Source organism: Actinomadura montaniterrae (assembly GCF_008923365.1).
Taxonomy (GTDB): domain Bacteria; phylum Actinomycetota; class Actinomycetes; order Streptosporangiales; family Streptosporangiaceae; genus Spirillospora; species Spirillospora montaniterrae.
On the sequence record NZ_WBMR01000195.1, the window covers coordinates 1 to 17,337 of the forward strand.

Genomic DNA, 17,337 nt, shown 5'->3' on the forward strand with positions numbered 1-17,337 from the left:
GGGCGCGGAGCACCAGGAGCAGGCGCGGCGTGCGGCGGAGTCGGTGGACCGGGCGACGCAGGCGGGCCTGGAGGCGAGGGCGTCCTCGGGAGCCGTGTCTCCGGTCGGAGGATGGACGAGGGTCACACCGCTCCTACAGGGCTTCCGGGCCGGTCTCGCCGGTCCGCACGCGGACCACGGTGTCCACGGGGACCGCCCAGACCTTGCCGTCGCCGATCTTGTCGGTGCGGGCCGCCTTGACGATGACGTCGATGATGTCGTCGGCGTCCTCGGCGTCCACGAGCACCTCGACCCGCAGCTTGGGCACGAGGTCGACCTTGTACTCGGCGCCGCGGTAGACCTCGGTGTGGCCCTTCTGGCGGCCGTAGCCGCTGGCCTCGCTGACGGTCATCCCCTTGACCCCGAAGGTCTCCAGCGCCGCCTTGACCTCGTCCAGCTTGAACGGCTTGATGACGGCGGTGATCAGCTTCACGCCTCGGCCTCCACCTTCTTGTCGGGCGACACCGCACGCGGTGCCGCGGTGCCGGGAACGGCGGCGCGGGAGGCGCCTCCCCCCGCGGGCGTGAGATCGTACGCGGTCTCGGCGTGCGCGGTGACGTCGATCCCGGCGGCCTCGTCGTCGGCGGAGATCCGGAACCCGATGGTCATGTCGATGATCTTGCCGATGACCCAGGCCATGACGAACGAGTACAGGCCGATCACGACGGGGCCGAGCGCCTGCAGGCCCAGCTGGTGCGCGCCGCCGCCGTAGAACAGGCCCTTGTGCTGGCTCGGCAGGAACGGGTAGGCGGCCAGGAAGCCGAGCGACAGCGCGCCGATCGCGCCGCCGACCAGGTGGACGCCGACGACGTCGAGGGAGTCGTCGTAGCCGAGCTTGTACTTCAGGCCGATCGCGTAGGCGCAGACGGTGCCGGCGATGACGCCGAGGACGATCGCCGCCCACGGGTCGACGAACCCGCACGCCGGGGTGATCGCGACGAGCCCGGCGACGGCGCCGGACGCGACGCCGAGGGTGGTGGCGTGGCCGTCGCGCAGCTTCTCGACCAGGGCCCAGGCGCCCGCGGCGACGGCGGTGGCGATCTGGGTGTTCATGAACGCGAGGCCGGTGGTGCCGTCGACGGCGAGCTCGGAGCCGGCGTTGAAGCCGAACCAGCCGAACCACAGCAGGCCGACGCCGAGCAGCACGAACGGCAGGTTGTGCGGCCGCATCGGCTCCTTCGGCCAGCCGCGCCGCTTGCCGAGCACGAACGCCAGCGCGAGGCCCGCGGCTCCGGCGTTGACGTGCACGACGGTGCCGCCCGCGAAGTCCTCGATGCCGAGCTTGTTCAGCCAGCCGGTGCCCCACACCCAGTGCGCGACCGGGAAGTACACCAGCGTCGCCCAGGCGACGGTGAACGTCATCCAGGCGCCGAACTTGGCACGGTCCGCGATGGCGCCGCTGATGAGCGCGACCGTGATGATCGCGAACGTCAGCTGGAACATCGAGAAGACCATGGTCGGAATGTTGTCGCTCTGGTCCTTCAGCAGCCCTTCGGAGACCTGGGTCGCGACGCCTTTCAGCCCGACGGCGTCGAATCCGCCGATGAACTTGTTGACGAAGGAACTGCCGTTGTCGGTGAAGGCGATGGAGTGCCCGAAGAGGACCCAGAGGATGGTGACGCTGATGATGGCGCCGAACGACATCATCATCATGTTGAGGACGCTCTTGGCGCGCGTCATGCCGCCGTAGAAGAAGGCGAGCCCGGGTGTCATGAGCAGCACCAGCGCCGCTGCCGCCAGCATCCAGGCGGTCGCGCCTGTATCGATCTTCATCTCGGAGAGTGCCCCTCCTCGACCGGAAACGTGGATGCCCCGAGATTCCTGGGCGGCCGTTTCACCGGCGCGCCGCCCGTGTTTCCGGAGTGTGAAACCCCGCTACGGCATGTTTCGCGGCTGTTTCGGAACCCTCACCGCCTTACCCGCCCGTTGGCAACCGTTTGCTTTTCCCGGGGTCATGCCCCGGTCCAGGTGAAACGGCGCCCGGAAAGGGCGGCGCCCCGCGACCGCAACGGGTCGCGGGGCGCCGCGGGACGCTTCCGCTCAGTCGCCGAGGATCGCGTCCACGAACGCCTCGGGCTCGAACGGGGCGAGGTCGTCCGGGCCCTCGCCGAGCCCGACCAGCTTCACCGGGACGCCCAGCTCGCGCTGCACCTGCACGACGATGCCGCCCTTGGCGGTGCCGTCGAGCTTGGTCAGCACCACGCCGGTGATGTTGACGACCTCGGCGAACACGCGGGCCTGCTGCATGCCGTTCTGCCCGGTCGTGGCGTCCAGGACGAGCAGCACCTCGTCCACCTCGGCCTGCTTCTCCACGACCCGCTTGACCTTGCCGAGCTCGTCCATCAGCCCGGTCTTGGTGTGCAGCCGGCCCGCGGTGTCGATGATCACCACGTCGACCTTGGTGTCGATGCCCTGCTTCACCGCGTCGAAGGCGACGCTGGCGGGGTCGGCGCCCTCGTCCTTGCGGACGACCTGCGCGCCGACCCGCGAGCCCCAGGTCTCCAGCTGGTCGGCGGCGGCGGCGCGGAAGGTGTCGGCGGCGCCGAGCAGCACGGTGTTGCCGTCGCCGACCAGGACGCGGCCCAGCTTGCCGCAGGTGGTGGTCTTGCCGGTGCCGTTGACGCCGACGACCATCAGCACGGCGGGCCGGGTGCCGTGCGGCTCGGTGCGCAGGGAGCGGTCCAGGTCGGCGCCGATCTGCTTGACCAGCTCCTCCTTCAGCAGCGCGCGGACCTCCTCGGGGCTGCGGGTGCCGAGCACCTGTACCCGGGTGCGCAGGTCGTCGGTGACCTGGCGGGCCACGGCGGCGCCCATGTCGGCGGTGATGAGGGTGTCCTCGATCTCCTCCCAGGCGTCGTCGTCGAGAGTGTCGCGCGACAGCAGCCCGAGCAGGGTCTTGCCGAACGCGGACTGGGAGCGCGCGAGCCGCGCCCGGAGCCGGACGAGCCGTCCCGCGCCGGGCGGCGGCTGCTCGATCTCGACGGTGGGCGGCGGCGGTGCCGCCTCGGTGGGCGGCGCCCGCTCGATGGTGGGGGCGGCGGCCTCCGCCTCGTCGACGGCGGTCGCGCCGTGCTGCTCGGCGGGCGGCCGCTCGGCGGGCGGGACCGGCGGACGGCGGCGGCGGACCGGGCGGCGCAGCAGCGTGACCCCGCCGACGATCAGCGCGACCGCGCACAGCGCGACGATGACGATCACATATTCCATAGCGTCCCCAGTTTTCCAGACCGGCGGTGCTGGGCCGAACACCCCGCCGAACGCCCACCGAACACCCGCCGGATGCCCGCCGATCACCCACTCGTCCGCGCGTCCCCGCGCACGCGAAGAGCACGCCCGCCGCGGGCGTGCCCGATCAGCCCCGGAGCGGCGGCCCCGGGGTGTCCCCCGGTACCGATGCCCGTTCCGAGCTCTCCCACTCGTCGACGTTGCGCAGCAGGGCCTCCAGGTAGGAGCGCAGGTGGGTGCGGTACACCTCGCTGTAGGTGCGCAGGTACGCGATCTCGCGCTCCAGCTCGTGCCGCCGGTCGTCGCTGGACGCCCCGCCCGCCCCGGGCGCACCGCCGGGTCCGGACGGCACGCCCGGCCCGGACGGCGCCGTCGCGGCGGGCGGCGGAACCGCGCGGACCGCGGCGTCGGCGACCTCCGCGGCCTTGCGGTGCGCGTCCTCCAGCATCTGCTCGGCGCGGCCCTTCGCGTCGGACAGGATCGCCTCGCGGTGCAGCCGGGCCTCGTGCGCCAGCTCCCGGGTGTAGCGCTCGGCGTCCGCGACGTACAGGTCGGCGGTCTGCTGGGCCTGCGACAGGATCCGGACGGCCTGGAAGTGCGCGTCCTCCGGGGCCATGACGCCGCCCGCGCCGCGGCCCGCCTGGGCGCGCAGCCGGTTCACCTCCTCGCCCAGCGCGGCCTTCTGGTTGAGGATCTGGACGAGTTCCCGCTCGACGTACTGCAGGAATTCGCGGACCTGGTCCTCGTCGTAGCCGCGGCGGCCGAGCGCGGCCCGCGCGAACACCACCGACTGCAGCTCGCCCGGGGTCAGCCGGGAGCCGTCGGGCACGACGGGGAGGTTCGGGGAGTTCACTGCGGTCACCTCTGTGCGTCGGCGAAGGATTCGAGGCGGATGCGGTCGCGCGCGACGCCGGACGCGGCGAGCCGCTCGACGGCGGCCTCCGCCATCGCGGCCGGCCCGCACACGTAGGCGTCGTGGCCGGGCCAGGGGCCGCGGCGGGCGACGACGTCGGGCAGGTCGCCGTGCTCGATCCCCTCGTTGGCGGGGCCCCCGCGGCCGGTTCCGTGCCCGCCGCCGGAACCCAGCAGCGCGGAGAAGCCGTGCCCGCCGGACTCGTCGGGGACGGGCTCGTCCGACACGGCGGGGACCACGGTCAGCCACGGCAACTCGGCGGCGAGCTTGCTCAAGTGCTCCAGGTCGTACAGGCCGTCGCGGTCGCGGGCGCCGAAGAACAGGTGCACGCGCGGCGGGACGGGCCGGCCGGCGATCTGCTCCAGGATCGCCTTGAGCGGCGCGAGCCCGGTGCTGCCCGCGACGAGCAGCACGTCCCGGTCGGACGACTCGTCCAGCGTGAGCGTGCCGACGGGCGCGCCCATCCGGACGCGGTCGCCGGGCTTGGTGCCGCGGACCAGGACGGGGCTGACCGGCCCGCCGTCCACCAGCCGGACGTGGAAGTCGACGGTGTGGTCGGGGCGGGGCGCGTTCGCCATCGAGTAGTACCGCCAGTGCCGCAGCCGCGACGGCACCTCCAGCGCGACGGACTGGCCGGGCGTGTACGGCAGCGGGCGGTCCGGCTGGACGCGCAGGACGGCGATGTCGAAGCGGCGCCGCTCCGCCGCGATGACCTGGCCGTTCCACCAGGCGGGGCTGGTGAGCGCGTTCTCGTCGGCGGCCTCCAGCATGACCTTGGCGACCAGGCTGTAGGCGGCGTTCCAGTCGCTCTCGACGTCCTCGGTCCAGGCGGCGCCGGAGAAGTGCCGGAGGGTGGCGAGCAGGCTCGCGCCGACGTTCGGGAAGTGCTCGGCGACGATCCCGAACCGGCGGTGGTCGCGGCCGAGCTGCTGCAGGAACGGCACGAGCGACGGCAGGTCGTCGACCTTGGAGACGATCTGGCCGAGCGCGCGCAGCAGCTTGTCGCGCTGCCCGGTCATCCCGATCGGGAACATGTCGCGCAGGTGCGGGTTGCGCACGAACAGGTCGGAGTAGAAGAACATCGCGACGGCGTCGCCCTGCTCGGCGACGGCGGCGAAGTTCTCCTTCAGGCGCTGGGCGTCCACGCCGGCTCAGGCGACGGGCTCGGCGGCGGCCTCCGTCATGACCTGGGCGACCAGGCCGTAGGCGGCGGCCCAGTCGCGCTCCAGGTCCTCGTTCCAGTCGGGGCCGCTGAAGTAGGCGAGGGTCGCCAGCAGGCTGGCGCCGACGGGGGCGTAGTGGTCGGCGGCGACTCCGAAACCGTGGTGCCGGCGGCCGAGATCCCGCAGGAACGGGACGAGCGTATCGGTGTCGTCGACCGAGGACACGATCTGCGACAGCGCGCCGAGCAGCACCTCGTGCTGCTTGCTCATCGCGGCCGGGAACATGCTTCTGAGCTGCGGTTCCCGGGCGAACAGATCGGCATAGAAATATTCCGCGACGACAATGCCGTTCGCTCCCACCTGCGCGAAATTGTCCTTGAGTTTCTGCGGGTCCACGGTGTCCTCTCCAGCGGTTCTCCGAGCCCGGGCGGGGTGTCCGGGAGGGGAGCCGGAGAACCACGGGGCACATGACTAGTGGAACCACCGGGCGGGCACAAGCCCGTCAGCGTCGCCGGTGGATCACGGTCGGTGCACGCGGCCCGCCCCGTTCACCCGTTACCGGGGAAAATGCGGCGCCGGCAATGCGCTATTCGGACGCGAAATATTTCGGATGAACATCGGGAACGTCCACGGAACGAGACGGTGGTCCATCTCACAGCCCATTTGGAATGGTCCAATATTGTGGGCAAATGAAAGATCAGGCGGATTCCTGCTCGCGGAGCCGCTGGCTGACGACCTGGGTGACGCCGTCGCCGCGCATGCTGACGCCGTAGAGCGCGTCGGCGCCCTCCATCGTGCGCTTCTGGTGCGTGATGACGATGAGCTGGGACGACTCGCGCAGCTCCTCGAACACCGTGATCAGCCGCTGGGTGTTGGTGTCGTCCAGCGCTGCCTCGACCTCGTCCAGCACGTAGAACGGGGACGGGCGGGCCTTGAACACCGCGACGAGGAACGCGATCGCGACCAGCGACCGCTCGCCGCCCGACAGCAGCGACAGCCGCTTCACCTTCTTGCCGGGCGGCCGCGCGGCGACCTCGACGCCGGTGGCGAGCATGTCCTCCGGCTCGGTGAGCGACAGGCTGCCCTCGCCGCCGGGGAACAGCCGCGCGAAGATCCGCTCGAACTCGCGGGCGGTGTCGTCGTAGGCGGCGGCGAACACCTGCTGCACCCGGTCGTCGACCTCCTTGACCAGGGCGAGCAGCTCCCGCTGCGTCTTCTTCAGGTCGTCGAGCTGCGAGGTGAGGAACGCGTGCCGCTCCTCCAGCGCCGCGAACTCCTCCAGCGCGAGCGGGTTCACCTTGCCGAGCTGGTTGAGCTGGCGTTCGGCGGCCTTGGCGCGCTTCTCCTGGACGGCCCGGACGTACGGGGCGGGCACCGCGTCCTCCCCCTGGTCGGGGTCGGGCGGGACGGGCTGGTCGGGCCCGTACTCGTTGACGAGGGAGTCGACCTCCAGGCCGAACTCCTCCAGCGCGCGCTGCTCCAGCTGTTCGAGGCGGAGGCGCTGCTCCGCGCGCGCGACCTCGTTGCCGTGCACGACGTTGACGAGGCGTTCCAGCGTGCCCGACAGTTCGCGGACCTGGGTGCGGACGACCTTCAGCTCGGCCTCGCGGGCGGCCTTGGCCTGCTCGGCGGCCTCGCGCTGCCGGACGGCGGCGGCCAGCGACAGCTCGATCCGGTCCAGGGTGGTGCGCGCGCCCTTGAGGACGGCCTTGGCGGTCCGGGCCTGGAGCTCGCGGCGGGCGCGGCGCTCGGCGGCGCGGGCGCGCTCCTCGCGCTCGCGCCGGGCGCCGCGCTCCAGCGCGTCGGCGCGGCCGGTGATGGCCTGGACGCGCTCCTCGGCGGTCCGGACGGCGAGCCGGGCCTCCATCTCCGACGAGCGCAGCACCCGGCAGCGCTCGGCGAGCTCGTCGCGGGCGTCGGTGTCGTGCCCGGCCTCGTCGGCGACCTCGGCGGCCTCCTCCGACTCGGCGAGCCGCATCGCCAGCTCCTCGGCGGCCTCGGTGTCGCGCTCCAGCGACTCGTTCGCCGCGTCGAGCGCCTTGGTGAGCCGTTCGGCCTCGCCGCGCGCGGCGCGGACGTCGGCCTCCAGCCGGGCGGCGCGCTTGGCCTCCTGCGCGGCCTGCGCGTCGAACTCGCGGAGCCGCGCGCGGACCCGGTCGAGGTCGGACTGCGCCTGGTTCACCCCGTTCTGGGCCTGGTTGGCGGCGGCCTGCGCCGCGTCCAGCGCCGCCTGCGCGGACTGCTCGGCCTCCGCTGACGCGGTGAGCTCCTCCGCAGCCGTCGCGGCGGCGGTCTCGGCGGCGGCGAGGTCCTCGGTGGCCTGGTCGAGGGTGGCGCGCATCTGCAGCAGGCTCTGCCCGCCGCCGGCGGCGCCGCCCTGCGCCCAGTGCGCACCGACGAGGTCGCCGTCGCGGGTGACGGCGCGCAGCGCGGGCTCGCGGCGGACCAGCGCCGCGGCGGCGGGGACGTCGTCGACCACGGCGACGCCGCGCAGCAGATGCTCCAGCGCGGGACGCACCGCGTCGGGCACGGTCACCGCGTCGGCCGCGTAGTCGACGCCGGGCAGGCGCTCGGACCGGCCGGGGTCTCCCCCGCCGACGAGCAGGCCCGCGCGGCCCGCGTCGCGGGACCGCAGCAGCGTCAGCGCCGCCTCCGCGGTGGCGAGCGACCCGACCGCGATGGCCTGGGCGGCGTCGCCCAGCGCGGCGGCCACCGCCGTCTCGTAGCCGGGCCGGACGGTCAGCAGCGAGGCGACCGTGCCGAGCACGCCCTCGACGGAGCCGTCGGCGCCGGCCGCGAGCAGCGCCTCGCCGCCGTCGGCGGCGCTGGCCAGGGTCAGGTTGAGCGCCTCGATCCGCGCCTGCAGCGCGGTGACCTTCTTCTGCGCGGCCTGGTCGGCGGTCCGCGCGGCGGCGACGGCGGAGCGCGCGTCCTTCAGCGCGCGGCGGGGCTCGTCGACGGCGGCGCGGGCGGCCTCGGCGGCGTCCTTGGCGGTGGCGAGCGCCTCCTGCGCCGTCTCGTGCTCGGCGGCGAGCGCCGGGTCCTCGACGACCTCGGCCTCGAACGCCTCGAACTCGGCCTGCGCGGTCTCGGCGCGCTGCCCGGCCTCGTCGCGGGCCTCCGCGAGCCGGCCGATCTCCGAGCGGCCCGCCTGCGCCTTGCTGCGCAGCGCCTCGACGCGGCCGCGCAGCCGGGCCAGCTCCTCGCGGCGGTCGGCGGCGGCGCGGGCCGCGGCCTGCAGCCGGCGCTCCTCGGCGGCGAGCGCCTCCTCGGCGCCGGTGCGCTGCTCGACCGCGTCGGCCAGCCCGTCCTGCGCCTCGTCGAGCGCGGCGCGGAGCATCTCCTCCTGCTCGCGGATCTCGGCGGCCTCGCGCTCCATGTCCTCGGGGTCGCGGCCGCGGCGCTCCTCGTCGCGCGCCTCGGCGGCGTTGCGGTGCCGCTCGGCGGCGAGGTCGCCGACGCCGCGCAGCCGCTCCTTCAGCGCCGACAGCCGGAACCAGGTGTCCTGCACCTGCGCGAGCTTCGGCGCCTGCTCGGCCTCCTCGGCCTCCAGGACCGCCTCGCGCTCCTGCGCCTCGCCGAGCGCGCGCTCGGTCTCGGTGCGGCGCTCCCGGATCGCCGCCTCGTCGGCGGCCTCCTGCTCCAGCTTGGTGCGCAGCGTGACCAGGTCGTCGGCGAGCAGCCGCAGCCGCGCGTCGCGCAGGTCGGCCTGGATGACGGCGGCCCGGCGGGCGATCTCGGCCTGCTTGCCGAGCGGCTTGAGCTGGCGGCGCAGCTCGGTGGTGAGGTCCTGGACGCGGGTCAGGTTCGCCTGCATCGCGTCCAGCTTGCGCAGCGCCTTCTCCTTGCGCTTGCGGTGCTTGAGGACGCCGGCCGCCTCCTCGATCACCGCGCGGCGGCCCTCGGGGCCGGAGTGCAGGACGCGGTCGAGCTGCCCCTGCCCGATGATCACGTGCATCTCGCGGCCGATGCCGGAGTCCGACAGCAGCTCCTGGATGTCCAGCAGCCGGCACGAGTCGCCGTTGATCGCGTACTCGCTGGACCCGGACCGGAACATCAGCCGGCTGATCGTGACCTCGGTGTAGTCGATCGGCAGCGCGCCGTCGGCGTTGTCGATCGTCAGCACGACCTCGGCGCGGCCGAGCGGGGCCCGGTTCGCGGTGCCGGCGAAGATGACGTCCTCCATCTTGCCGCCGCGCAGCGACTTGGCGCCCTGCTCGCCCATCACCCACGCCAGCGCGTCCACCACGTTGGACTTGCCCGACCCGTTGGGGCCGACGACGGCGGTGATGCCCGGCTCGAACTTCAGCGTCGTGGAGGACGCGAAGGACTTGAAGCCGCGCAGCGTCAGGGTCTTCAGGTACACGCGCCCGCCGTCCTCCTCCTGCGCCGCCGGCTCCCGGGAATCCGAACGAACGATACCGGCCGCGGGCGGTGCGGGCACGGCACCCGCACGGATGGGAGGCGGATTCGGGGCACGGCCCGGTACGCCGGACGGATGCCCGTTAATACGGCGAATGCCGCAAAGACCCCGAACTCGGTCAGACCAAAACCCTACGAAGGTTTGACCGGAGATCGACCGCCCGGCGGCGTGCGGTGACGCCCGTCACCGGGTGGGATGGGCAAAACAGAAGGGACGCCTGGTGACGGCGTCCCTGTCCAGTTCCAGAAAAAAGGCGCCGATCAGGTCAGCGCCGGTTCACGGTCCTTCACCGCGAGCGACATCACGTCGTCGTCCGTCGCCGTCGCAAGCGCGTCGTTCTCCGCCTGGAGCCGTACGAGCTCGGCTTCCAGGTCCCGTACGCGCTGCTGCAGGCGCCGCATCTCCGCGACCATCCGGGGGTCGGGACCGCCGACGTGGCCGAGTAGAGCCTTCGCCATGACTAAGGGTCCTCCACGCTGAGTAACCAGCAGGGATCGCGCACGAGAAGCATCTGAAGTCGGTGCGCGTATCGTCTAGAGTCGCACCGGCCGGTGTCCTGGTCAAGACGCACATCACAGGCCGGTAACAACCTTCCTCTACTAGTTTAGCAGGTAAAAACCGGAACCCCCTACCCGGTCACCGTTCCAGGAAACCGGCGGCCTCGCCGCGCGGCTCGCTCCACCGCAGCGCCACGCCGGTCACCTTCCCCGGCCGTCCCGGCACCCCGCCCGGCTCGTCGCCCTCCAGCAGCTCCAGCAGCCGCTCGCAGCGCTCCCGCGCGCCCTCCGCCACGACCTCCACGCGCCCGTCGCTCAGGTTCGTCGCGCTGCCCGCGAGCCCCAGCTCCAGCGCACGCGACCGCACCCACCAGCGGAAACCCACGCCCTGCACCCGGCCCCGCACCCACGCGGTCAGCCGCACCGTCTCCTGCTCCGGCTCGCCCATCGGCCCCCCTCGATCCCGGACCCGGGCAGCCTAGTAGCGCGCGCGGCGCGGCTTCGGCTGGCACACCGGGCAGCTGTAGGACGAGCGGTTCATGAACTCGTCGCGGCGGATCGGCGTCCCGCAGCGGCCGCACGGCTCGCCCCGCCGGCCGTACGCCTCCAGCGACCGCTCGAAGTAGCCGCTCTCGCCGTTCACGTTGACGTACAGGCTGTCGAACGAGGTGCCGCCGACGGCCAGGGCGGCGCCCATGACCTCCCTGGCGGCCTCCAGCACGCGGGCGGCCTCGGCGCGGGTCATCGTCTCGGTCGGCCGCGCCCAGTGCAGCCGCGCCCGCCACAGCGCCTCGTCGGCGTAGATGTTGCCGACGCCGCTGATGAGGGACTGGTCGAGCAGCGCCCGCTTGATGCCCGTCCTGCGGCGGCGCAGCGCCCGGTAGAACGCCTCCGCGTCGAACGCGTCCTCCAGCGGGTCCGCGGCGATGTGCACGATCGGCTCGGGGACGAGCGCGCCGGCGTCGAACGCGTCCGGCACGAGGTCGGCCACCATCAGGTGCCCGAACGTCCGCTGGTCGACGAAGCGCAGGTCGTGGCCGCCGTCGTCGAAGACCAGCCGGACCCGCAGGTGCTTCTCGCGCTCCCGGTCCGGCTCGCCGACGAGCAGCTGCCCGCTCATCCCGAGGTGGGCGAGCAGCGCCTCCCCCGGCTCGTCCTCCGCCTCGGCGCGCAGCGGCAGCCACATGTACTTGCCGCGGCGGCGCGGGGCCAGCACGGTGCGGGCGGCGAGCCGCCCGGCGAAGTCGCCCGGGCCGGCCTCGTGCCGGCGGACCGAGCGCGGGTGCAGCACCTCGGCCGACGCGATCGTCCGGCCCGCCGTCCACCGCTCCAGGCCGCGCCGGACGACCTCGACCTCGGGGAGCTCAGGCACCGGCGAGCCCGGCCGAGCGCGACCCCTTCGGCCCCGCCTGCGCCTCCGCCGGCTCGGCGGCGGCGCCCGCCTGCTCGGCCGCCTCCCGCTGGACGACGATCTCGCGGATCGCGTTCCAGGCGGCCTCGGCGGCGTGCTGCTCGGCCTCCTTCTTGCTGCGACCCTCACCGGACCCGTAGGTCGTCCCGCCGACCCGCACCGACGCCCGGAACGTCTTCTGGTGGTCGGGGCCGCTCTCGGCGACGTGGTACTCGGGGACGCCCAGCTCCTCGACCGCGGTCAGCTCCTGCAGCGAGGTCTTCCAGTCGAGGCCGGCGCCGAGGCCCGCCGACCGGGCGATCAGCGCGTCGAACAGCCGGTGTACGAGCGCGGACGCCTCGTCCAGGCCCTTGTCGAGGTAGACGGCGCCGATCAGCGCCTCCAGGGTGTCGGCGAGGATCGAGGCCTTGTCGCGGCCGCCGGTGCCCTCCTCGCCGCGGCCGAGCCGGATGTGCGCGCCGACGCCGAGGGCGCGGGCGACGCCCGCCAGCGCCCGCATGTTCACCACGGCGGCGCGCAGCTTCGCCAGCTGCCCCTCCGGCAGGTCCGGGTGGCCCCGGAACAGGGTGTCGGTGACGACCAGGCCGAGGACCGAGTCCCCGAGGAACTCCAGCCGCTCGTTGGTGGGCAGGCCGCCGTTCTCGTAGGCGTACGAACGGTGCGTCAGCGCGCGCTCCAGCAGATCGCCGGTGACCTCCACGCCGAGGGCGGCGGACAGCTCAGCGCGGTCGGGAACGGGATCGGACGACTTCTTGCTCACAGGCCCTCCTCGCAGGCCGGGCACCGCGCAGGGCGCGGTCGCCGCAGGGGCGCGGCGGCCGGGGAGGCCGCGACGGCGAGCAAGCACGACGCGTCCGGGTCGCCCCGGAAGGACGGGTCCGCGAAGACGAGGTGCGCGCCGGTTCGGATGATCCCGGCGTGCACCACGGCTCCGGGCGCAGGGTCCGCGCCGCTCACCACGCCGACGTCACGCGCCGGGTGGTCGGGGTTGCCGCGCGTCCGCGAGGGGCGGGCGCCGGCGCCGCGCCGCAGGGCGCGCCGCCGGCGGGTCCGCCCCCCGGGATGCGAAAAGGCTCAGGCCGACGGGGCGATGACCTGCCGCCGGTCGTAGGTGCCGCACGTCGCGCACGCGGTGTGGGGCAGCTTCTTGTCGCGGCACGTCGGGCACTCGACGAGGGTCGGCGCGGTGGCCTTCCACTGCGAGCGCCGGTGCCGCGTGTTGCTGCGCGACTTCTTCCGCTTCGGGACGGCCACGTCAGCCCTCCTGCTTTCCTTGTTGGTCGACTGATCCACGGGGACCGGAGTCCCCGCGTCCCCCCTCGGGAGGCTCCGGCGACGGTTCGCCGGCGAGGTCCTGCAGCGCCGCCCAGCGCGGGTCGGCGACGTCGTGGTGGTGGTCCGGGCCGACGTCGGCGAGCCGTGCGCCGCACTCCGCGCACAGCCCGGGACAGTCGTCCCGGCACAGCGGCGAGAGCGGCAGCGCGAGCAGCACCGCGTCCCGGAGCACCGGTTCGAGGTCGATCAGATCGTCCTCGAGGCGGAGCTCGTCGTCCTCGGCGTTCCCGCCGGAGCGGGTGTCAGGATAGACGAAGAGCTCCTGGAAGTCCGCCTCGAAGGTCGAGGCGATCGGGTCCAGGCAGCGGGCGCACTCCCCCTCGAGGGGGACCGTCGCCGTGCCCGTGACGAGCACCCCCTCCAGCACCGCCTCGAGCCGGAGGTCCAGCTCGATCGCGGCGCCCTCGGGGACGCCCACCATCTCGACGCCGAAGTCCTCCGGAGCCGGCACGGACAGGCGCATCTCCCGCGACGACCCGGGTTGCCTGCTGAGAGCTCGGGTGTCGAGCACGAGCGGGGCGTTGGGATCGAGGCGAGTCAGCGGAGTCCTGCTTTCGTGAGGCATGGCGAACTGCGGCCGCCGTGATGGCCGATGTCCCAGGGTACCGAACACCGGCCGATGCCCCAACTCGCGCCCCCGCCACCAGGGGGGACCGCGGCGCCCGGAGGATCAGGCCTGCTGCTGCAGGCGCTCCACGAGGCGGTCGTGCACGATGTCGGGGACGAGGCCGGAGATGTCGCCGCCGAACTTCACGACCTCCTTCATCAGGCTGGAGGACAGGAAGGCGTACTCGGGGTTGGTGGCCATGAACAGGGTCTCCACGCCCGCGATGCGGTGGTTCATCTGCGCCATCTGCAGCTCGTACTCGTAGTCGCTGACGGCCCGCAGCCCGCGGACGATCACCGGGATGTCCTGCTCCTTGCAGTAGTCGACGGTCAGCCCGTAGAACTTGTCCACCTTGACGTTGCCGTACTCCTTGGTCACGGCCGTGATCATGTCGGCGCGCTCGTCGACCGTGAACAGGCTCTTCTTGTTCTTGTTGATCAGGACGGCCACGACCACCTCGTCGTAGAGACGGGAGGCGCGGCTGATGATGTCGAGGTGCCCGTTGGTAACGGGGTCGAACGATCCCGGACAGACGACACGGCGCACGGCGCGAACCCCTTCGGTCCTGGTTTCTGACCTGCGGCGCGAACGTACCAAATCCGGTTCGGCCCGCTTTCACCCGGGCCGCTCGCCGCCCCGCCTTCCGCTCCGCCGGCGCTCCGTTCCAGGCGCCGTCAGTCGCCGAGGGCGTCGAAGATCTTCGCGGCGATCGGGCCGGACTCGATGCCGTAGCCGTCCTTCTCGGTCATCACCGCGACCGCGTACCGCGGGTCGCTGCGGGGGCCGAAGCCGATGAACCACCGGTCGTTGTAGGGGGCGTTCTCCACGTCGGCGGTGCCGGTCTTGCCGCCGGCCACCGAGGTGCCCTGCAGCGACTTGCCGGTGCCCTTCGCGACGACGGCCTTCATGAGGTCCCGCATCTGGCTCGCCTGGCCGGACGTCAGCGGCCGCGCCATCACCTTCTGGTCGGCCTGCTGGACGACCGACCCGTCGGCGGCGCGGAGCTTGTCCACCAGGTACGGCTGCATGATCTTCCCGTCGTTCAGCACGGCCGCGGCGACCAGCGCCATCTGCAGCGGGGTGGCGACGGTGCTGCCCTGGCCGATCGAGCCGAGCGCGCTGAGCACCGGCTGGCCGGTCTCCGGGAACGAGCTGGGCGCGGCGGACATCCCGTCCTCGATCTTGATCCGGTCGCCGAAGCCGAACTTGCCGGCCTGCTCGTGGACGGCGGCGTTGCCGGGGTTCTGCGCGCCCATGTAGGCGAACGTGGTGTTGCAGGACTGCGCGTAGGCGTCGATCAGCGGGATCGGGTTCTGGTCGCACTCGCCGCCGATGTCGCCGGCGTCGTTGTTGATCGGCTGCCCGCCGCCCGGCGCCTGGTAGCTGCGTCCGGCGCGGACCTGCGAGTCCTCGCTCTTGCCGGCGTTCAGGGCGGTGGAGGCGACGATCGTCTTGAACGTCGAGCCGGGCGGGTACACCTCGCCGGTCGCCTTGTTCAGCAGCGGCTTGAGCGGCTCGGAGTTCAGCTTGTCGAACGCCGCCTGCGACTTGTCGCCGCTGAGGACCGACACGTCGTTGGCGTCGTAGGACGGGGTGGAAGCCATCACGAGGATCGCGCCCGTCTTCGCGTCGATCGCGACGGCCGCGGCGCGGCGCGCGCCGGTGGCCTGCAGCGCCTCGTAGGCGGCGCGCTGCGCCTTCACGTTGATCGTGGCCTCGACGGTCCCGCCGGGGACGTGCTTGCCGATGAGCTTGTCGATCAGGTTCGTGGTGGCGAGCCGCGCGTCGCTGCCGTCGAGGAAGTGGTTCTCCGCGCCTTCGAGCCCGGTCTCGGCGAACGGCGAGAAGTACCCCGTGATCGGCGAGAAGATCTTGCTGTCGGCGTAGTGCCGCTGGTACGTCTTGCCGTCCGACGTGAGCTCCGACCAGGCCAGCCGCTGGCCGTCGGCGACGATGGGGCCGCGCTCGACCAGGTTGCGGTTCTGCAGGCGGCGCGCGTTGAGGCTGCTGTCCCGCAGGTCCTGCGCCTCGAAGCCCTGCACGTAGGTGACGTTGGCGAGCAGGGCGACCGTCATCGCGAGCGCGACGACCCATGTGGCCGCCAAGGCCCGGTCGATCCCCGGTCTCATGCCTCCGCCCCTACCCTGAGCGCGCCGCGCGACGCGTCGCCGCCGTGTACTCCCAGGTATCTCTCGGCGGGCGTTCAGCGGGTGTTCAGGCGCCGAGCGCCCGGCCGTACCAGAACACGGCCTCGCCGTACCGCCGGTCCCGTTCCCCCTGGTACCCGTCCGGCCAGGCCAGATCATCGCCGCGGACGGAGCGCTCGACCACGACCAGCGCGTCCGGCGCCGTCCAGCCGTTGTCGCGCAGGTCCTCCAGCAGGCCGGTGACGGCGGCGTCCGCGAGCGCGTACGGCGGGTCGGCGAAGATCAGGTCGTACGGCTCGTCCGGCGCGGTGCGGGCGAGGCGCTCCGCCTTCTCCCCCGTCGGGACGGCTCCGGGCAGCCCGAGCGCCGCGGCGTTCTGCCGAATCACCTTCAGCGCGCGCGGGTGCGACTCGACGAGCAGGGCGTGCGCCGCGCCGCGCGACAGCGCCTCCAGCCCGACCGCGCCGGAACCGGCGTACAGGTCGGCGACGCGCAGCCCGTCCAGCGGGCCGAGCAGCGCCTGCACGGTGGAGAACAGGCCCTCCCGCGCCCGGTCGCTCGTCGGCCTGGTGTCCCGTCCGGCCGGGACGGCGAGCCGCCGTCCGCCCGCACTCCCCGCGATGACCCTGGTCATCGGTCCAGTTTCGCAGGATCGCGGACCTCGACCGGACGTCCTGACCCGGTCGACCGCCGCGGGTCGTTGCGGAAGGTGCACAAAAGACCACTGACGCAGTTGTGAACGTCTCCCCAAATACGGGGATCGCCGTTCACTTCGACTACGTGACGTGTAAACGTGCTCGCAGGTTGTGCAACCAATACCCCTCCCCCTCAGGAGCATCAGTGCACCACGGTAGGAGACTCGCGGTGACGGCCGGAGCGACGGTTCTCGGCATCGCCGCGATGAGCGGCGTGTCGAACGCCGACACGTCCCGGCCCCCCGCCGATCGTTCCCCCTTCCTGCTCGCCTCGGCCGAGCATCCGGTCGGGGCCCACAAGCATCCGCTGAAGGCTCGCAAGCATCCGGCGCATCCCGCCAAGCACCGCCAGCGTGTGAAGAGCGCCGCGCACAAGGTGAAGGCGAAGCGCAGCAAGGCGGCCGCGAAGCCGGTCGCGAAGCCCGCTGCGCCCGCACTGGACCTGCACCTGAACGCCACGCTCGCCTATGACGAGCGCACGAAGACCGCGAGCGCCGGCCTCGACCTGGGCGCGGGCGTCCGGACGCCGGACGGCGAGGCCGGCCTCCGGGTGCGGACCGGCGCGAGCGTGGGGCTCGGCGACGCAACCCTCGCGGCGGGCGCCCGGGTGGACGGCAACGTCAGGACCCCGGCCGGCGGCGCGAACCTGAAGGTCGCGACCGGCGGCACCCTGTCGGCGGGCCGGCAGCTCATCAGCGGCAGGACGGAACTGGGCGTCGGGCTCGCACCGGCGGGCGGCACGCCCGTGTCGGCGCACCTGAACCTCGGCGCGTGCGTCGGCGGCGGCTGCGAGCAGGCCCCCACCCCGCCCAGCCCGCCGACCCCGCCGCCGACGTCGCCGCTGCCGCCGTCGCCGCCCACCCCGCCGCCGTCCCCGGGCCCCGG

The 17,337-nt window shown here is 73.1% G+C and carries 17 protein-coding genes; 1 reads left to right on the forward strand and 16 read right to left on the reverse strand.

Features of this window, described 5'->3' with window-relative positions:
- Window positions 1-133 precede the first annotated feature (133 nt).
- The 16 genes from F9B16_RS39600 to rsmD all read right to left on the reverse strand — a co-directional run bounded on the left by F9B16_RS39600 (window position 134) and on the right by rsmD (window position 16,391).
- The gene (locus F9B16_RS39600) at window positions 134-472 is read right to left on the reverse strand and encodes a P-II family nitrogen regulator (RefSeq protein ID WP_131764050.1); all 339 of its coding nucleotides are present in this window, start codon (window positions 470-472) and stop codon (window positions 134-136) included.
- A complete protein-coding gene (locus tag F9B16_RS39605; protein ID WP_151545379.1) occupies window positions 469-1,812 on the reverse strand; it encodes an ammonium transporter in 1,344 nt (447 codons plus the stop codon). Before F9B16_RS39605 ends, F9B16_RS39600 begins: the two co-directional genes overlap by 4 nt.
- Window positions 1,813-2,079: 267 nt before the next feature.
- Window positions 2,080-3,243 carry a signal recognition particle-docking protein FtsY gene (gene ftsY / locus F9B16_RS39610; protein WP_151545381.1) on the reverse strand — a complete coding sequence of 388 codons (1,164 nt, stop codon included), beginning with the start codon at window positions 3,241-3,243 and terminating at the stop codon, window positions 2,080-2,082.
- A 145-nt stretch (window positions 3,244-3,388) separates the two neighbouring features.
- Complete coding sequence (locus F9B16_RS39615) at window positions 3,389-4,114, reverse strand: DivIVA domain-containing protein (protein WP_192809212.1); 726 nt, start codon at window positions 4,112-4,114, stop codon at window positions 3,389-3,391.
- A gap of 5 nt (window positions 4,115-4,119) precedes the next feature.
- Window positions 4,120-5,319: a globin domain-containing protein gene (locus tag F9B16_RS39620; RefSeq protein WP_151545385.1), complete on the reverse strand. Its 1,200-nt coding sequence runs from the start codon at window positions 5,317-5,319 to the stop codon at window positions 4,120-4,122.
- A 6-nt stretch (window positions 5,320-5,325) separates the two neighbouring features.
- Window positions 5,326-5,733: a globin domain-containing protein gene (locus F9B16_RS39625; RefSeq protein WP_151545386.1), complete on the reverse strand. Its 408-nt coding sequence runs from the start codon at window positions 5,731-5,733 to the stop codon at window positions 5,326-5,328.
- A gap of 301 nt (window positions 5,734-6,034) precedes the next feature.
- Window positions 6,035-9,703: a chromosome segregation protein SMC gene (smc, locus tag F9B16_RS39630; RefSeq protein ID WP_151545388.1), complete on the reverse strand. Its 3,669-nt coding sequence runs from the start codon at window positions 9,701-9,703 to the stop codon at window positions 6,035-6,037.
- 317 nt (window positions 9,704-10,020) lie between these two features.
- Window positions 10,021-10,218: a hypothetical protein gene (locus F9B16_RS39635; RefSeq protein WP_021598747.1), complete on the reverse strand. Its 198-nt coding sequence runs from the start codon at window positions 10,216-10,218 to the stop codon at window positions 10,021-10,023.
- Between the two features lie 178 nt (window positions 10,219-10,396).
- On the reverse strand, window positions 10,397-10,705 hold the full coding sequence (locus tag F9B16_RS39640) for an acylphosphatase (protein ID WP_151545390.1): 309 nt from the start codon (window positions 10,703-10,705) through the stop codon (window positions 10,397-10,399).
- 30 nt (window positions 10,706-10,735) lie between these two features.
- Window positions 10,736-11,629, reverse strand: coding sequence for a bifunctional DNA-formamidopyrimidine glycosylase/DNA-(apurinic or apyrimidinic site) lyase (gene mutM / locus F9B16_RS39645; protein WP_151545392.1), 894 nt, complete (start codon window positions 11,627-11,629; stop codon window positions 10,736-10,738).
- Complete coding sequence (gene rnc / locus F9B16_RS39650) at window positions 11,622-12,428, reverse strand: ribonuclease III (RefSeq protein ID WP_151545394.1); 807 nt, start codon at window positions 12,426-12,428, stop codon at window positions 11,622-11,624. Before rnc ends, mutM begins: the two co-directional genes overlap by 8 nt.
- 314 nt (window positions 12,429-12,742) lie before the next feature.
- A complete protein-coding gene (gene rpmF, locus F9B16_RS39655; RefSeq protein WP_151545395.1) occupies window positions 12,743-12,922 on the reverse strand; it encodes a 50S ribosomal protein L32 in 180 nt (59 codons plus the stop codon).
- Between the two features lies 1 nt (window position 12,923).
- Entirely contained in the window at window positions 12,924-13,568 is a 645-nt protein-coding gene (locus F9B16_RS39660) for a YceD family protein (RefSeq protein ID WP_151545397.1), read from the reverse strand.
- Between the two features lie 105 nt (window positions 13,569-13,673).
- The gene (coaD, locus tag F9B16_RS39665; RefSeq protein WP_151545399.1) at window positions 13,674-14,156 is read right to left on the reverse strand and encodes a pantetheine-phosphate adenylyltransferase; all 483 of its coding nucleotides are present in this window, start codon (window positions 14,154-14,156) and stop codon (window positions 13,674-13,676) included.
- Window positions 14,157-14,284: 128 nt separating this feature from the next.
- Window positions 14,285-15,739, reverse strand: a complete 1,455-nt coding sequence (locus F9B16_RS39670) for a penicillin-binding transpeptidase domain-containing protein (protein WP_151545401.1) — start codon at window positions 15,737-15,739, stop codon at window positions 14,285-14,287.
- Between the two features lie 85 nt (window positions 15,740-15,824).
- Window positions 15,825-16,391: a 16S rRNA (guanine(966)-N(2))-methyltransferase RsmD gene (gene rsmD, locus F9B16_RS39675; protein WP_151545403.1), complete on the reverse strand. Its 567-nt coding sequence runs from the start codon at window positions 16,389-16,391 to the stop codon at window positions 15,825-15,827.
- 230 nt (window positions 16,392-16,621) lie between these two features.
- On the opposite strand from rsmD, the gene F9B16_RS39680 reads away from it, so the two are divergent.
- On the forward strand, window positions 16,622-17,337 hold a 716-nt coding region (locus F9B16_RS39680), incomplete at its 3' end, for a hypothetical protein (protein WP_225992356.1).

What these genes read in the sequence shown, in the direction of transcription:
- F9B16_RS39640 (WP_151545390.1), bottom strand. Translation starts at nt 10,705, where the DNA reads ATGGGCGAGCCGGAGCAGGAGACGGTGCGGCTGACCGCGTGGGTGCGG.
- rsmD (WP_151545403.1), bottom strand. Translation starts at nt 16,391, where the DNA reads ATGACCAGGGTCATCGCGGGGAGTGCGGGCGGACGGCGGCTCGCCGTC.
- F9B16_RS39635 (WP_021598747.1), bottom strand. Translation starts at nt 10,218, where the DNA reads ATGGCGAAGGCTCTACTCGGCCACGTCGGCGGTCCCGACCCCCGGATG.
- F9B16_RS39670 (WP_151545401.1), bottom strand. Translation starts at nt 15,739, where the DNA reads ATGAGACCGGGGATCGACCGGGCCTTGGCGGCCACATGGGTCGTCGCG.
- F9B16_RS39660 (WP_151545397.1), bottom strand. Translation starts at nt 13,568, where the DNA reads ATGCCTCACGAAAGCAGGACTCCGCTGACTCGCCTCGATCCCAACGCC.
- ftsY (WP_151545381.1), bottom strand. Translation starts at nt 3,243, where the DNA reads ATGGAATATGTGATCGTCATCGTCGCGCTGTGCGCGGTCGCGCTGATC.
- F9B16_RS39605 (WP_151545379.1), bottom strand. Translation starts at nt 1,812, where the DNA reads ATGAAGATCGATACAGGCGCGACCGCCTGGATGCTGGCGGCAGCGGCG.